14 protein-coding genes are annotated in these 15,476 nt (G+C 67.7%); 6 read left to right on the top strand and 8 right to left on the bottom strand.

Annotated features, from left to right (window positions below):
• The first annotated feature begins 1 nt into the window (after position 1).
• The 4 genes from ACTWP6_RS22130 to ACTWP6_RS22115 are packed head-to-tail and all read left to right on the top strand — an operon-like array spanning position 2 to position 5,283.
• On the top strand, positions 2-781 hold the full coding sequence (locus ACTWP6_RS22130; protein ID WP_443188766.1) for an enoyl-CoA hydratase/isomerase family protein: 780 nt from the start codon (positions 2-4) through the stop codon (positions 779-781).
• Entirely contained in the window at positions 781-2,223 is a 1,443-nt protein-coding gene (locus ACTWP6_RS22125; protein ID WP_443188765.1) for a class I adenylate-forming enzyme family protein, read from the top strand. The genes ACTWP6_RS22130 and ACTWP6_RS22125 overlap by 1 nt, the downstream gene beginning before the upstream one ends.
• Positions 2,224-2,234: 11 nt before the next feature.
• Positions 2,235-3,788, top strand: a complete 1,554-nt coding sequence (locus ACTWP6_RS22120) for a class I adenylate-forming enzyme family protein (protein ID WP_443188792.1) — start codon at positions 2,235-2,237, stop codon at positions 3,786-3,788.
• On the top strand, positions 3,781-5,283 hold the full coding sequence (locus tag ACTWP6_RS22115; protein ID WP_260751244.1) for a class I adenylate-forming enzyme family protein: 1,503 nt from the start codon (positions 3,781-3,783) through the stop codon (positions 5,281-5,283). The genes ACTWP6_RS22120 and ACTWP6_RS22115 overlap by 8 nt, the downstream gene beginning before the upstream one ends.
• A gap of 4 nt (positions 5,284-5,287) precedes the next feature.
• Here the strand turns inward: ACTWP6_RS22115 and ACTWP6_RS22110 are convergent, their stop codons facing one another.
• From ACTWP6_RS22110 to fabG, 5 genes are all read right to left on the bottom strand, one after another.
• On the bottom strand, positions 5,288-6,472 hold the full coding sequence (locus ACTWP6_RS22110; RefSeq protein ID WP_443188764.1) for a CaiB/BaiF CoA transferase family protein: 1,185 nt from the start codon (positions 6,470-6,472) through the stop codon (positions 5,288-5,290).
• Between the two features lie 79 nt (positions 6,473-6,551).
• Positions 6,552-7,220 (bottom strand): GntR family transcriptional regulator, encoded by a 669-nt coding sequence (locus ACTWP6_RS22105; RefSeq protein ID WP_260751242.1) that lies wholly within the window; start codon positions 7,218-7,220, stop codon positions 6,552-6,554.
• A 5-nt stretch (positions 7,221-7,225) separates the two neighbouring features.
• The gene (locus ACTWP6_RS22100; protein WP_260751241.1) at positions 7,226-8,419 is read right to left on the bottom strand and encodes an acyl-CoA dehydrogenase family protein; all 1,194 of its coding nucleotides are present in this window, start codon (positions 8,417-8,419) and stop codon (positions 7,226-7,228) included.
• Entirely contained in the window at positions 8,416-9,630 is a 1,215-nt protein-coding gene (locus tag ACTWP6_RS22095) for an acetyl-CoA C-acetyltransferase (protein ID WP_260751240.1), read from the bottom strand. The genes ACTWP6_RS22100 and ACTWP6_RS22095 overlap by 4 nt, the downstream gene beginning before the upstream one ends.
• Positions 9,630-10,433: a 3-oxoacyl-ACP reductase FabG gene (gene fabG, locus ACTWP6_RS22090; protein WP_396884254.1), complete on the bottom strand. Its 804-nt coding sequence runs from the start codon at positions 10,431-10,433 to the stop codon at positions 9,630-9,632. Before fabG ends, ACTWP6_RS22095 begins: the two co-directional genes overlap by 1 nt.
• 102 nt (positions 10,434-10,535) lie before the next feature.
• Here fabG and ACTWP6_RS22085 point away from each other — a divergent pair, with 102 nt between their 5' ends.
• Together ACTWP6_RS22085 and ACTWP6_RS22080 are read left to right on the top strand one after the other, a co-directional pair.
• Positions 10,536-11,714: an acyl-CoA dehydrogenase family protein gene (locus tag ACTWP6_RS22085; RefSeq protein WP_443188763.1), complete on the top strand. Its 1,179-nt coding sequence runs from the start codon at positions 10,536-10,538 to the stop codon at positions 11,712-11,714.
• 26 nt (positions 11,715-11,740) lie between these two features.
• Complete coding sequence (locus tag ACTWP6_RS22080) at positions 11,741-12,562, top strand: mycofactocin-coupled SDR family oxidoreductase (RefSeq protein ID WP_260758018.1); 822 nt, start codon at positions 11,741-11,743, stop codon at positions 12,560-12,562.
• On the opposite strand, the gene ACTWP6_RS22075 is transcribed toward ACTWP6_RS22080, so the two are convergent.
• The 3 genes from ACTWP6_RS22075 to ACTWP6_RS22065 form a co-directional block, all read right to left on the bottom strand.
• Positions 12,533-13,441 carry an alpha/beta hydrolase gene (locus ACTWP6_RS22075; RefSeq protein ID WP_443188762.1) on the bottom strand — a complete coding sequence of 303 codons (909 nt, stop codon included), beginning with the start codon at positions 13,439-13,441 and terminating at the stop codon, positions 12,533-12,535. The genes ACTWP6_RS22080 and ACTWP6_RS22075 overlap by 30 nt on opposite strands.
• Entirely contained in the window at positions 13,438-14,778 is a 1,341-nt protein-coding gene (locus ACTWP6_RS22070; RefSeq protein WP_443188761.1) for a flavin-containing monooxygenase, read from the bottom strand. Before ACTWP6_RS22070 ends, ACTWP6_RS22075 begins: the two co-directional genes overlap by 4 nt.
• 97 nt (positions 14,779-14,875) lie before the next feature.
• Complete coding sequence (locus ACTWP6_RS22065; protein WP_260751235.1) at positions 14,876-15,328, bottom strand: MaoC family dehydratase; 453 nt, start codon at positions 15,326-15,328, stop codon at positions 14,876-14,878.
• Between the last annotated feature and the right edge of the window lie 148 nt (positions 15,329-15,476).

The raw sequence follows: 15,476 nt of genomic DNA, 5'->3' as shown, positions 1-15,476 counted from the left end.
GATGACGTTCGACACGGTCCTGCTCGACCTCGACTACCAAGCCCGCGTCGGCACGGTCACCCTCAACCGGCCGGACACGCTGAACTCCTTCAACCGCACGATGTGCGAGGAGATGAAGGACGTCTGGCGGATCCTCAAGGCCGACGAGGACATCAACGCGGTGGTGTTGCGCGCCGCGGGTGAACGGGCCTTCAGCGCCGGCCTGGACATCCGATCCAGCTACGGGCAGCCCGAAATCGTCTGGAATCACGAGGATCCCGGCGAGCTGCTGAGCCCCAAATGGCAGAAGATGTGGAAGCCGGTGGTGTGCGCCGTGCAGGGCATGTGCACCGCCGGCGCGTTGTACTTCGTCAACGAGGCCGACATTGTGATCTGCTCGCAGGGGGCGACGTTCTTCGACTCCCACGTCAGCGCCGGGCTGGTGTCCGCACTGGAGCCGGTGGGCCTGATGCGCCGGGTCGGCCTCGGTGACACACTGCGAATGGCGTTGATGGGCAACGACGAACGCGTCGGTGCACAGACCGCGCTACGCATCGGCCTGGTCACCGAAGTGGTCGCCGAGAACGAGCTGTGGGAACGCGCACACGAGATCGCCGCGACGGTCGCAGCCAAGCCCCCGACCGCCACCCAGGGCACGGTGAAAGCGATCTGGGAATCGCTGGACAAACCGTACCGCGCGGCGATGGACCAGGGCCTGATCTACACCAGGCTCGGCAACCCGATCGCCCAGGCAGAGCTGGCCGAGCGCCCCGTCCCCAAGACCCCGCCGCGGATCCGCTGATGCGGCATCGGCTTTCGCAACGAATCGACGATGTCCTGGCTCTGGACCCGGCGGGACAGGCGATCCAGTTCGACGGCCGGTGGACCACCTGGGAGCAGGTCGGGACCGTGGCGCACCGCATCGGTGACCTCGTCGGCACCGCTCGTGCGGGGATCATGCTGCGTAACAGTCCCGCCCACGTGGCGGCACTTCTGGGTGTACTCTCCGGCGGCGGCACCGTCGTCGTCATCAATCCGGCCCGCGGGGACGACCGCACCCGGTCGGACATCCAGGCGCTGCGGCTGCCGATCATCATCGGTTCCTCCCAAGACCTCGCGACCTCGGCGCCGGACACGACGGCGACCACGGTGACCATCGACGGACTCGATGAGCCGCCGAAGCTGCGCCTCGGTAGCGCCTCCGACGACGCGGGCCGCCCGGGAGTGGCGGTGTGGATGCTGACCAGCGGCACCACCGGCCCACCCAAGCGGGTCGATCTCACCTACGACATGCTGGCCCGCAGCGTGTTGGGCGCCGATTCCGACGCGGCGGCACCGACCGAGCTACGGCGCAGCGTGGCGATCGTGAACTCGCCGCTGGTGCACGTCGGCGGGGTGTATCGGGTGCTGCTGTGCCTGGCCGAGGCACGACCGTTCGTGCTGTTGCCGAAGTTCGACCTCAAGCAGTGGGCCGACGCCGTGCGTGAGCACCGCCCCCGCGCCGTGTCGCTGGTACCGGCGGCACTGAGGATGGTGCTGCACTCCGATCTGACCCGCGAGGATCTGGACGGCATCCGTGTCGTGACGTCGGGGACCGCCCCACTATCCGCCGATGATGCCGACGCGTTCACCGAGAAGTTCGGCATCCCGGTGCTGACCTCCTACGCGGCAACGGAATTCGGCGGCGGTGTGGCCGGCTGGACGCTGACGGACCACCAGAGATTCTGGCGAGACAAACGTGGCAGCGTCGGTAGGGCCAATCCGGGCGCACAGCTGCGCGTCGTCGACGACAGCGGCGCGCCTGTGCCGCCCGGGCAGCAGGGTCTGCTGGAAGTCATTCCGGCCCAGATGGCCGGCAGCCGTGACTGGATGCAGACCACCGACCTGGCCCGCATCGACGAAGACGGATTCGTGTGGATCCTCGGGCGCGCCGACCAGGCGATCATTCGGGGCGGGTTCAAGGTGATGCCCGACGACGTCAAGAGCGCGCTCGAAGGACATCCCGCGGTGGCCGGCGCCTCGGTGGTCGGGCGGTCGGATCCACGGCTCGGCGAAACCCCCGTCGCGCTGGTCGAGTTGCGCCCCGGTATCCACGCAGCACCGGACGAGCTCCTGGCTTACCTGCAGACCCGGCTGGCGCGCTATGAGATCCCGAGCGAGCTGGAGATCACCGACGCCATTCCGCGCACCCCGTCGGGAAAACCCGACCTGGTCGCCGTGCGCTCCCACTTCGCGCCGTCGTGACCGCTGTCCCGGTGACCGTCGCCGAAGTGCTGCGCCGGCAGCGGACGCCGCCGGACAAGCCCTTGCTGATCTGCGATCGCACCCGCCTGAGTCACGGCCAGGCCGTTGAACGCTCGGCCGTGCTGGCTCGGAAGCTGGTCGCACTCGGCGTCGGAAAAGGCACGCACGTCGGCCTGCTGTACCCCAACGGCGCCGACTTCGTCGTCGCGATGCTGGCGGCCACCCGCATCGGAGCCGTCGCGGTTCCGTTCTCCACGTTCGGCACCGTGCCGGAGATGCACAGGCAGTTGGTGCACAGCGACGTCTCGGTGCTGCTGGCCGCGCGCAGCTTTCGCTCCCACGACTACGTGCAGACGCTGACCGACGCCGTCGGCGCACCGCTGACAACCGGATCTGTGTTCACCGCCACCGCACCGGTGCTGCGGCACGTGCTGTTCGACACCGAAGACGATGTCGCACATGCCGGATCCATCGACGAAGCATCGCTGCGTGCCCTGGAGGACGACGTCGAGGGCTGCGACCCGATGGCGATCATCTACACGTCGGGGTCGACCAGTGATCCCAAGGGCGTCGTGCACACCCACGCGGCGCTGCTGGCACATCAACGCAGTCTCAACGAGATCCGCGGACTGACCGCCGACGATCGCCTGTTCTGCAACTCGCCGTTCTTCTGGATCGGAGGGTTCGCGTTCGGCCTGCTGGCCGTCCTGGTGGCCGGTGCCACGCTGATCTGCTCCAATGCCACCGACGCGGCCGACACCCTCGACCTGCTCGAGTCCGAGAAGCCCACCCTCACCAACGGATTCGTCGCCGGCATCGCGCACCTGCCACGCCATCCCAGCTTCGCGCACCGCGACCTGTCCTCCATGCGGCGCGGCAATCTCTACCCCATCATGGCCGTCGACGCGCGACCGGCCGACCCCGAACTGCGGCACAACATGCTCGGGATGACCGAGGCGGGCAGTGTCGTGCTTCTCAGCGGCGACGAGTCCGATCAGCCGGAGTCACGCCGCGGCTCGTTCGGGTTCCTGGCTCCCGGGTTCGAGGCGCGGATCGTCGACCCCGACACCCGCGCTGACGTCGAGGTGAACGCTCTCGGGATCCTTCTGCTGCGAGGGCCGTTCCTGATGCAGGGCTATTGGGGCCGTGCCCGCGAGGACTGTTTCGACGGCGACGGCTGGTTCGACACCGGGGATCTGGTGCGGCGCGACAGCGACGGCGTGTACTACTTCGTCGGGCGGGCCTGCGCGATGATCAAGACCGCGGGCGCAAACGTGGCTCCCGCCGAGGTGGAGAAGGCGATCACCGCGGTGATCCCTGATCCGGATGCCGCCGTCCATGTCGTCGGACTACCCGATGTCGAACGCGGTCAACTCGTCGCCGCCGTGATCGCGACCGGCAGCGGCGCCCCGGTCGACCTGCCCAGCCTTCAGCGCGCACTGCGCCCCGAGCTGTCGGCATACAAGATCCCCCTGCGGGTCATCGCGGTGCGGCACGCCGAAATCCCGACGCTGTCCAGTGGCAAGGCGGATCTCGCCGCCCTGCGAGGACTTTTCGATGACTGACACGATCGACGCACTGCTGCGCGCGCACGCCACGCGCCACGGCGCCAAGGACGCGATCGTCGACCCCGCCGAGCGGATCAGCTACGCCGAACTCGACAGGCTCACCCGAGAGTTCGGCGCAGCGATGGTCGCAGCGGGCATCGGCAAGGGTGCGCGGGTCGGGCTGTTGATGCCCAACGGTGTGGCGTGGGCGCGGATCGCGTTGGCGCTGATGCGGATCGGGGCCGTGGTGGTACCGCTGAGCACCTTGCTCACCCGCCGGGAACTGTCGGCGCAGCTGCGCACCGCCTCGGTCCAGCATCTGATCGCCGTCGGCGAGTTCCGCGGCCACCGCTATCTCGACGACCTGGACGCCCCTCCCTCGCTGCGGACGGTGCGGACGCCCGGGCAGGTGTTCGCGCTGCCCAGCCATCCGGCAGCCGCCGAGGTCGCCGAGGCGATGTCGCGGGGTGTGCGGCCTGCCGACCCGATGAGCATCGTGTTCACCTCCGGAAGCAGCGGTGCGCCCAAGGGCGTGTGCCACTCGCACGGCAACGCGATCGGTGCGGTTCGGGCCGGTCTCGTCGCACGCTGCATCGACGCCGACACCCGGCTGTACCTGCCGATGCCGTTCTTCTGGATCGGCGGTCTGGGCGCAGGGCTGCTGTCCGCGCTGACGGCGGGAGCGACGCTGATCACCGAGCCGGTGCCACAACCCGAGTCGACCCTGCGCCTCATCGCAGACGAGCGGGTCACGCTGTTCCGCGGCTGGCCGGACCAGGCCGAGGCATTGGCGCGGCACCTGCCGGCGGCGGGGGTCGAGCTGACCGAGCTGCGGGCGGGCAGCCTCGACGCGTTGCTCCCGGCGCCGTTGCGGTCCCGGCCCGGAGCCCGGGCCAGGTTGCTCGGGATGACCGAGTCGTTCGGGCCGTACTGCGGATACCCGGCCGACACCGACATGCCCGAAACCGCCTGGGGCAGTTGCGGCAAACCGTTCGATGGCATGCAGGTGCGCATCGTCGACACCGACTCCGGTGAGCCGGCGCCGACGGGTGCGGTCGGAATGATCCACATCCGCGGTCCTCACGTGATGCGCGGTATCTGCCGCCGCAGCCGTGAAGAGATCTTCACCGCCGACAGCTGGTATCCCACAGGCGATCTAGGCCGTTTCGACGCCGACGGGTTCCTGTACTACCACGGCCGTTCCGACGACATGTTCAAGGTGCGCGGGGCCACGGTGTATCCGTCCGAGGTCGAGCAGGCGCTACGGGCACTCGACGGGGTCGGGATGGCCTTCGTGACCGATGTGCCGGGTCCCGACGGCAACCGCGTGGCCGCCGCCATCGTAGGTGACCCGCACCTCACCGTCGAGAGCCTTCATTCGGCGGCCCGCGAGGTGCTGAGCAGTTTCAAGGTACCGACCGTGTGGAGGCTGCTCGACGAGGACGACGTACCGCGGGGGGCCACCGGCAAGATCGATGTGGCCCGGCTGCGCGCGCTGCTCGCACAGTCCTGAGCGATCAGACCACCTGCTGCTCCCGGAGCTGGGCGACCTGCTCGGCGCCGTATCCGATCTCGAGGAGAATCTCGTCGGTGTGCTCGCCGAGCAGCGGTGCGCGGCTGCGGATCTCACCCGGGGTGGCTGACAGCCGAAACGGGGTCTCGATGATCGGGACGTCTCGCGGCGCGCCGGGGAACGGGACCCGCTGCAAGTACCCCATGGCCCGCACGTGCGGGTCGTCGAGCACCTCCTGCGTCGAGTGCATCGGCGCGGCGGGAAGTTTGGCGGCCTCCAGCAGTTCGAGCACTTCGGCCTTGGTCTTGTCGGCACACCACCGCGCCATGATGTCGTTGAGCACGTCACCGTGCTGCCACCGCAGGTCGTCGTCGGCGAAGCGCGGATCCTCGAACAGCCCGGGCCGGCCCACCAGATCACACCAGCGCTTGAACATCGACGGACCGGCGATCTGCAGCAGCACCCACCCCTCGTCCCGTGTGCGGTACAGGTCGCAGGGCGCCACCGAGGCGCCCTGATTGCCCATGCGTGGCTTGTCGGCGCCGAGCAGGTCGCGTTCGATCAGGAACGCGTTCGACAGCATCAGCGCAGTGGGCAGCAGCGCGCCCTCGACATGCTGGCCCTCGCCGGTGCGGTCACGATGAAACAGAGCCATCATCACACCGATCGTCAAGGTCAGCGCAGTGCCGAAATCGGCGTACGGCACGACTGTCCGTATCGGCAACTCAGGCAGGCCCTGCCGGTACACCGCACCCGACATCACCTGTCCCGCGCCGTCGAAGCCGATGCGCTCGCTATAGGGGCCGCCCTCGCCGTACGCGGTCGCGCTGGCGAGGATGATGTCGGGCTTGACGGCTCGCAGGGTGTCGTAGTCCAGACCGCTGGTCCGCATCCCCCCGGCGGGCATGTTGGCGACCACGATGTCGGCGTCGGCGACCAGTCTGCGGGTGATCTCCTTGCCCTCGTCGCTGGTGGAATCCAAGGTCAGCGAACGCTTGTTGCGATTGCACTGCAGGAATGTGCCGCCCTCGCCGCCGGCGGTGACCGACTGCACCCACCGGTCTTCGCCGCCCTCGCGCTTTTCCACCCTGATGACGTCGGCGCCCATGTCCGCCAGCAGCGCAGAACACCACGGCGCCGCGATGAAGCGGCCGTAGTCCAGTACGCGGATGCCGTCGAGAACCCCCATGCCTACCTCCCTCTGCGCGAGCAGACACAAACTCGCACGATTCAGCGCAACAGCGTGCGAGTTTGTGTCTGCTCGCGCATCATCCGATCACGCCGCGCTTGGTGAGATGGTCGATCAGCGGACCTGCCGCGGCGCACAGGTGTTCCGACATCGCCGCGCGCGCGGCCTCACCGTCGCGTGCCTTCAACGCCGCGAGCAGCGCGCGGTGGTCGCGCATCGACTGCGCCGGCCACCCCTGGACGGTCGGATACACCGATTCCAGCGCGAATCTGGTGATCTGTCCCATCAGCTGGGCGAGCTTGGGTGAGCCCGCCGTGAGGTTGACGCCGCGGTGGAACTCGTGGTTGAGCCGCACCGCGGCTTCATGATCGTCGGCGTGGTAGGCCGCCTCCAGCTGGTCCTGCACCCGACCGAGTGCGAGCAGCTGCTCGTCGGTGATGAGTTCGGCGGCGCGACTGGCCAGCACCCCGCCGATGTGGGCCTGCACGTCGGCCACGTCGGCGATGTCGCGGCGGGTGATGGGCAGCACGAGGAATCCGCGCCGGGGCAACTGGGTCAGGAGTCCCTCGGCGCTCAGGCCGAACAGGGCCTCACGCACCGGGGTGACGCTGATCCCGAGTTCGTCGGCCAGCTGCTCCAGGCGGATGTACTGTCCGGCCGGATACGTCCCCTCGAAGATGCGGCGCCGCACGAAACGCGCCACATCCTCGGCGAGCTGCGGCCTCGCCGCGAAGTCCGGAATGCTCACGCCTGTCAGATCCGGTAGTCCGCCAGCAGCCGCTTGCTGATGATGTTCTTCTGGATCTCGCTGGTGCCCTCACCGATCAGCAGGAAGGGTGCGTCACGCATCAGCCGTTCGATCTCGTATTCCTTGGAGTAGCCGTAGCCGCCGTGGATGCGGAAGCTCTGCTGGGTGACCTCGGCGCACACCTCGCTGGCGAAGTACTTGGCCATGCCCGCGGCCACGTCGTTGCGCTCACCGGAGTCCTTGAGCCGTGCCGCGTTGACCATCATCAGGTGGGCCGCCTCGACTTTGGTCGCCATCTCGGCCAGCTGGAAGGCGATCGCCTGATGTTCGGCGATCGGTTTGCCGAAGGTGTGACGCTGCTGGGCGTAGCGAGTGGCCAGCTCGAACGCCCGGATACCGACCCCGCACGCCCGGGCGGAGACGTTGACGCGTCCGACCTCGACGCCGTCCATCATCTGGAAGAAGCCCTGACCGGGGGCCTCGCCGAGAATGTCGGACGCCTGGGCACGGTAACCGTCGAAGATCAGCTCGGTGGTGTCGATGCCCTTGTAGCCCAGCTTGTCGAGCTTGCCGGGGATGGTCAGCCCGGGCACGACTTCCCCGAACCCTGTGGGCTTTTCGATCAGGAACGCGGTCAGGTTGCGGTGCGGCTTGTCGGCGCCCTCATCGGTGCGGACCAGCGCGGCGACCAGGGTCGAACTGCCCCCGTTGGTGAGCCACATCTTCTGTCCGTCGATGGTGTAGGTGCCGTCGCCGTTGTCCCTGGCCCGTGTCCGGATGGCCGCCACGTCGGAGCCGAGCTCCGGTTCCGACATCGAGAACGCCCCCCGGGTCTCCCCGGTGGCCATCCGCGGCAGGAAGTGGCCCTTCTGCGCATCGGTGCCGTGCTGGCGGACCATGTAGGCCACGATGAAGTGGGTGTTGATCACCCCCGACACGCTCATCCAGCCGCGCGCCAGTTCTTCGACGCACAACGCGTAGGTCAGCAGTGACTCCCCCAGCCCGCCGTATTCCTCGGGGATCATCAGCCCGAACAGACCCATCTCCTTCATGGCGTCGACGATCGCCTGGGGGTAGGTGTCGGAGTGCTCGAGCTCCTGCGCGGTCGGGATGACCTCTTTGTCGACGAATTGCCTTACCGTCGCGACGATCTCAGTCTGGAACTCGGTGAGCCCCAGCGTCTGCGCCAGTCTGGTCACGATGCCACCCTTTCGAAGACCGCGGCCAGACCCTGTCCGCCGCCGATGCACATCGTCTCAAGGCCGTAGCGGCCGTCCCGGCGATGCAGTTCCCGTGCCAGTGTCGCCAGCATGCGGCCCCCGGTGGCCCCGACCGGATGTCCCAGGGAGATGCCCGAGCCGTGGACGTTGGTGCGTTCCAGGTCTGCCGGCGTGAATTTCCATGCGCGCATACAGGCCAGGGCCTGGGCGGCGAACGCCTCGTTGAGCTCGATCAGATCCATATCGGACAGCGCCAACCCGGCTTTCGCCAGCGCGACCTCGCTCGCCGGGACCGGCCCGATGCCCATGACGTCGGGCGCGACCCCGGCCACACCCCACGACACCAACCGCACCAACGGGCGCAGACCCAGATCGGCGGCCTTCTCGGGCGTGGTGACCAGACACATCGAGGCGGCGTCATTCTGGCCGCTGGAGTTGCCGGCCGTCACCGTGGCATCCGAATCCGATTTGGCGAGAACAGGTTTGAGCTTGGCCAAGGACTCCAGCGAGGTGTCCGCCCGCGGATGCTCATCGGTGTCGACGACCTGTGTCCCCGACCGGGCGGTCACCGTCACGGGGATGATGGTCTCGGCGAGCAGTCCGTCTTTTTGTGCGGTGACGGCCCGCCGGTGCGACAGCACGGCCAGCTCGTCCTGCTCCTCGCGTGGGATGCCGTATTCGCGGCGCAGGTTCTCCGCGGTTTCGAGCATGCCGCCCGGGACCGGGTAGTTCTTGCCGCCGGCGGTGGTGCGCCCGCGGGCCAGCGCGTCGTGCACGGTGATGCCGTTTTTCGCGCCGCCCCACCGCATGTCGGTCGAGTGGAACACCACGTTGCTCATCGACTCGGCACCGCCGGCGATGACGAGATCGTTGTTGCCGCTTGCCACTTGCAGGACCGCCTGGATCACGGCCTGCAGTCCGGACCCGCACCTGCGGTCGATCTGCATACCCGGCACCGTCACCGGCAGTCCGGCGTCCAGCGCGATAACCCGGCCTATTGCCGGCGCCTCCATGCTCGGATAGCAGTGCCCGACGACGACGTCCTCGACGGTCTCCGGCGCGACGCCGGTGCGGGCGAGCAGCCCCCGCACCGCGGTCACGCCGAGTTCGACGGCGGTCAGCGACCTGAACATCCCGTTGTAGCGCCCGATCGGGGTGCGCACGGGCTCGCAGATCACCGCTTCACGCATCACAGATGCCGTCCGCCCGTGACCTCCAGGACTGTGCCGGTCATGTACGACGACAGGTTCGAGGCCAGGAACAACGCGACGTTCGCGACCTCTTCGGGCTCGCCGGCGCGGCCCAGTGGAACCTCGGCCACCTTGGAGTCCCAGATACGTTGCGGCATGGCTTCTGTCATCGCCGACCGGATGAGTCCCGGCTGGATGGCGTTGACCCGCACCCCGAGGTAGGCCAGTTCCTTGGACGCGGCTTTGGTCATCCCGACGATGCCGGCCTTGGCCGCCGAGTAGTTGGTCTGGCCGACCATACCGACCTTGCCGGAGATCGACGACATGTTGACGATGGCGCCGCGCTTCTGCTCCCGCATCACCGCCGCTGCGGCGCGAAGACCGTTCCAGGTGCCTTTCAGATGGACGGCGATGACCTGGTCGAACTGCTCTTCGGTCATCTTGCGCATCGTCGCGTCACGGGTGATGCCGGCGTTGTTGACCATGACGTCCAAGGCGCCGAACTCGTCCACCGCGGCGGCGACCAGCGCTTCGACTTCGCCGGAGTCGGTGACATCGCAGCGCACCGCGCGTGCCACGTCGTCGCCGCCGAGCTTGTCGGCGGCCGCACGGGTGGCGTCGATGTTCACGTCCCCGAGCACCACTCGGGCGCCTTCGTCGACGAAGCGCTGTGCGATCGCGAAGCCCAGCCCCTGAGCCCCTCCGGTGACCACCGCGATTTGACCTGTCAGCAACGACACCTGTTCACCCGTCCTCACGCCTGCAGGGATCCGACCGGACCATACCGGCCGCCAGACCGTCATCATATTTCATATACGATATCGGCCGAACGCGCCCCTACCCTTGTTCCGAACCTTGCGCACCATCTCCGGGCCACCCCGGCCGGTTTCCCGAGGAGTACCCGAGTGACCACAGCCAGCCAGACGAGTGAAGTCAGCGACGAGGATTTCCAGCAGATCCTGGCAGCGACCCGCCAGTTCGTCCGTGACGCGGTGGTACCGCGCGAACAGGAGATCCTGACCGCCGATCAGGTGCCCGACGATCTGCGCGAGCAGGCGAAGTCCATGGGTCTGTTCGGCTACGCGATCCCGCAGGAGTGGGGCGGCCTCGGACTGGATCTCACCCAGGACGTCGAACTCGCGATGGAGCTCGGCTACACCTCGCTGGCACTGCGGTCGATGTTCGGCACCAACAACGGCATCGCCGGCCAGGTCCTCGTCGGTTACGGCACCGACGAGCAGAAGTCGACATGGCTGGAAGGGATCTCCTCGGGAGAGGTGGTCGCGTCGTTCGCGCTGACCGAGCCGGGTGCCGGCTCCAATCCCTCGGGCCTGCGGACCAAGGCGGTCCGCGACCGTGAAGACTGGATCATCAACGGCCAGAAGCGATTCATCACCAACGCTCCGAACGCCGACCTCTTCGTCACGTTCGCCAGGAGCAGGCCGGCCGACGACAAGGGCGCCGGGATCGCGGTTTTCCTGGTCCCAGCCGACGCCCCCGGGGTTGAGGTCGGCGCCAAGGACAAGAAGATGGGCCAAGAGGGTGCATGGACCGCAGACGTCAGCTTCACCGACGTGCGAGTCCCCGACACCGCGCTGGTGGGCGGTAGTGAGGACATCGGCTACCGGGCAGCGATGACGTCGCTGGCTCGCGGCCGCGTGCACATCGCCGCACTGGCGGTCGGGACGGCGCAGCGCGCACTCGACGAATCCGTGGCCTACGCGGCCACGGCAACCCAGGGCGGGACCGCGATCGGCGAATTCCAGCTGGTCCAGGCGATGCTCGCCGACCAGCAGACCGGGGTGATGGCAGGCCGCGCCCTGGTGCGGGACACGGCGCGGCAATGGGTCACCGGGGCCGACCGACGGATCGCGCCGTCGGCGGCGAAGCTGTTCTGCACCGAGATGGCAGGCAAGGTCGCCGACCTCGCGGTGCAGATCCATGGCGGCAGCGGGTATATGCGGGAGGTGCCGGTCGAACGGATCTACCGCGACGTCCGACTGCTCCGACTCTATGAGGGCACGAGCGAGATCCAGCGGCTCATCATCGGCGACGGACTGGTGAAGGGAGCCAGGGCGAGATGACCGGAAGCCGCGTGCAGGAGGTGCACATGGGGGGACGACTTGAGGGACGCGTCGCATTCGTCACCGGTGCGGCGCGCGGTCAGGGCCGTGCGCACGCTGTCCGCATGGCCAGGGAAGGCGCCGACATCATCGCCGTGGACATCGCCGGGCCGCTGCCGCCCTGTGTCCCTTACGATCACGCCACCCCCGAGGACCTCGCCGAGACGGTGACGCTTGTTGAGGCGACGGGTCGGCGCATCCTGGCCGCTGCGGTGGACACCCGTGACGGCGACGAACTCAGGGCGACCGTCGAGAAGGGTGTCGCCGAACTCGGCAGGCTGGACGTCATCGTCGCCAACGCCGGAGTCACCGCACCTCAGGCGTGGGACGAGATCAGCGCCGAGGATTTCCGCGACGTGATGGACATCAACGTGACCGGCACGTGGAACACGGTGATGGCCGGCGCGCAGAAGATCATCGACGGGGGTCGCGGCGGTTCGATCATCCTGATCAGCTCGGCGGCAGGAATCAAGTTGCAGCCGTTCATGATCCATTACACGGCGAGCAAGCATGCGGTGACCGGGATGGCCCGTGCGTTCGCCGCTGAACTGGGCAGACACTCGATCCGGGTCAACAGCGTGCACCCGGGTCCGGTCCTGACCGACATGGGGACCGGTGACATGGTCTCCGCACTCGGCAAGGCGATGGAGACCAACCCGCAACTGTCGAACATGATGACGCCGTTCCTGCCGACGTGGGCGGTCGAGCCCGAGGACATCGCCGACGCGGTGTGCTGGCTGGCCAGCGACGAGGCCAAATTCGTGACGGCGAGCGCGATCTCAGTCGACCAGGGATCCACGCACTACTGAGAGCGACCTGGTCAAGAACGTCACCTGATCGGTGACGGTCTTGTCGAACCAGTCGTTGCCGGGCCAGACGTCGAAGTGATCACACGGATAGTGGTGCACCCGGGCTCTGCCGTGTGTGGCCGTGGTGGCGACCGCCGCCGCGGGCACGTACTGGTCGAAGTCGGCGATCTGCACGAGCAGCGGGCAGCGCAACTTTTTGGCCGCCGCGTTGGTGCGCACGCCGATCACCTCCAGGCCGACCGAGCTGTCGATCTCGTTGCGCCACGTCGGACCCGCCAGCGCTGTGTAGCTCTCATAGGCACCGTTCAGCGCCAGGGCGCCGGGCTCGCCCACCGGCGAGACCAGCGGCATCATCGTCGGCGCGCCACCGCGGCGCACGGTGACCCTGCTCTTGACTCCGGTGAGGGTCCATCGCAGCGACGTCAGCAGGTCGCGCGATGCGGCGGCGGCGCGGCTGACCGCCAGCCCGCTGGTCAGCGGTGTCAGCGAGACGACGGCGCCGATGTCGTCGCGCTCGGCGGCCACCCGCAGCACGTGTCCGCCGGAGAACGACGCGCCCCACAGCCCGACCCGGGTGGGGTCCACTCCGTCGAGCTTCTTGGCGGCCTCGACTGCGGCATGGTAGTCGTCGATCTGCCTGCGCACCGAGAGCGATTGGCGCGGAACACCGCCCGAGGCGCCGAAGCCGCGGTAGTCGAACGCGAGAACATCGATGCCTGCCGCGGCGAACCGCTGCGCGAACGGCGCCAGCCCGGAATCCTTGGTCCCGCCGAACCCGTGCGCCATCACGACCACCGGCCGCAGCGCACCGCCGGACGGGAAATGCCATGCACTGCAGGCGTCGGCACCGCTGCGGAAGCTGACCTCGGATCTGGTCACCGGGCCACCGCCGCCACACGCTGGGCGCGCTTGATACCCGCCGGGATCTCTCGTTTGAGCAGATCGTGTTCGTAGACGAAGTAGTCGACCTGCTGCGTGTGGCGCGGCCGGTCGGTGCAGTGGCCCGCGTGCAGCTGTTGATCGGCGTCGATGGTCCGCTCCATCTCGTCCGTCGTCGGCAGCGCGTAGCGGCCGACGGCGTACGCGGCCAGCAGCCGGGATTGGCATTCGACGAACGGAAACAAGGTGGGCACCGCCTGGGCGAAGCCGATGAAGACCACGTCGTCGATACCCGGCTTGAACATCCGCTTGTAGAGCCGGATGTAGTTGCCGGGAGCGCTGATGAAACCGGGGTCGAAGAACGGGAAGGTGATGTTGTACCCGGTGGCGTAGATGATGACGTCGAAGTCGGCACTGGTGCCGTCCACGAAGTGGACCGTGTGTCCGTCGAGCCGTGCGACGTTCGGCTTCGGTGTCACGTCGCCCGACCCCAGCCGCAGCGGGAGTTCCACCGACTGGGTGGGATGGGCCTCGAACAGCTTGTGGTCGGCAGGCGGGAGCCCGTACATCGTCGGGTCGGTGCCCAGCATCGGCGCCACCAGTTGGACCGCCTTGCGCTGCCACGACAGCGGCAGATGCGGTGAGGTGCGCCAGAAGGTGTCGCCGGGGCGCCCGGCGATGAACTTCGGCACGATCCACGCAGAGGACCGCGTCGACAGCGTCACCTCGTTGCGCAGTGCCTTCGAGGACAGCTCGACGGTGATGTCGGCGGCACTGTTGCCGATGCCGACCACGAGGATGCGCTGTCCCGTCAGCTGCAGCGGCGTCGACGGATCGATGTAGGAGTGAGAGTGGATCGACTCACCGGCGAAGGAGCCGGGGAACTCCGGCAGCCGGGGATCCCAGTGATGACCGTTGGCCACCACCAGCAGGTCGAAGGTCCGTTCGGCGCCGGCCTGGTCGAGGATCCGCCATCCGCCGGCGTCCTCCCTGGCCGCGTGCACCACACCATTCCCGAACTCGATGTGCTCGAGCAGCCCGAACGAGGCGGCGTATGCGTCGAGGTATTCCTTGACCTGGGAATGGTGGGGGAACGACGGGTAGTTCTCGGGCATCGGGAAGTCGCGGAAGGACAACCGGTGCTTGGAGGTGTCGATGCGCAGCGACCGGTAGGCGCTGCTGTGTCCGTTCGGATTGCCGAAGGCCCAGTTACCCCCGATGCGGTCGCTCGTCTCGAACGTCGTGTAGCCGACGCCGTAGTCCTTGAGCATCTTGCCCGCGGTCAACCCGCTGATGCCCGCACCTATCACCGCAACTCTGGGGGCTTCTCGCTGCACGTCACTCCTCACAGCACACGGCGGACCGCACGTTTTTGACGTACGTCAGATTATTCTGACGCTTGTCTATCACGGAGTCCGCCGTGGCGTGGCGAAGTCAGCCGATGAAACGCACGATGGATTCGGCGACCGCGGCCGGCTTGTCCGAGCCCTCGATCTCCACTGTCGTGCTCAGGGTGGCCTGCACCGCGTTGTCGAGTTGCTTGACCGCGGTGATTTCAGCCCGCGCACGCAGCTTCGCGCCGACCCGCACCGGTGTGATGAAACGGACCTTGTTGTATCCGTAGTTGATGGCCATCGCGACGTTATCCACGGAGTAGAGCTGATGGGTGAAATGCGGCAACAGTGACAGCGTCAGCAGACCGTGGGCGATGGCTCCACCGAAGGGCCCGCTCGCCGCGCGTTCCGGATCGACGTGGATCCACTGGTGGTCCTCGGTGGCGTCAGCGAACAAGTTGACCCGGTCCTGGGTGATCTCAAGCCATTCGGTCGGGCCGAGCTGACTGCCTTCGGCGGCGACGAACTCGGCGAGATCCTTGAACTTCTTCACAGTTGTCTCCTTTGACCCGGGTGTTGGCCGTCGCTCAGGATGCAGACGATGGCGTCACTGTGGATGCAGACGTGATTTCGGGGGTCGGTCTGCATTGTGACGGGGTAATCGTCGCGGCGACGCGGTGGTCGTCATGGTGACGACTGTC

It is taken from the genome of Mycobacterium sp. 4D054, from assembly GCF_052245755.1.
Lineage (GTDB): Bacteria > Actinomycetota > Actinomycetes > Mycobacteriales > Mycobacteriaceae > Mycobacterium.
This window is presented reverse-complemented; position numbering and strand designations above follow the sequence as displayed.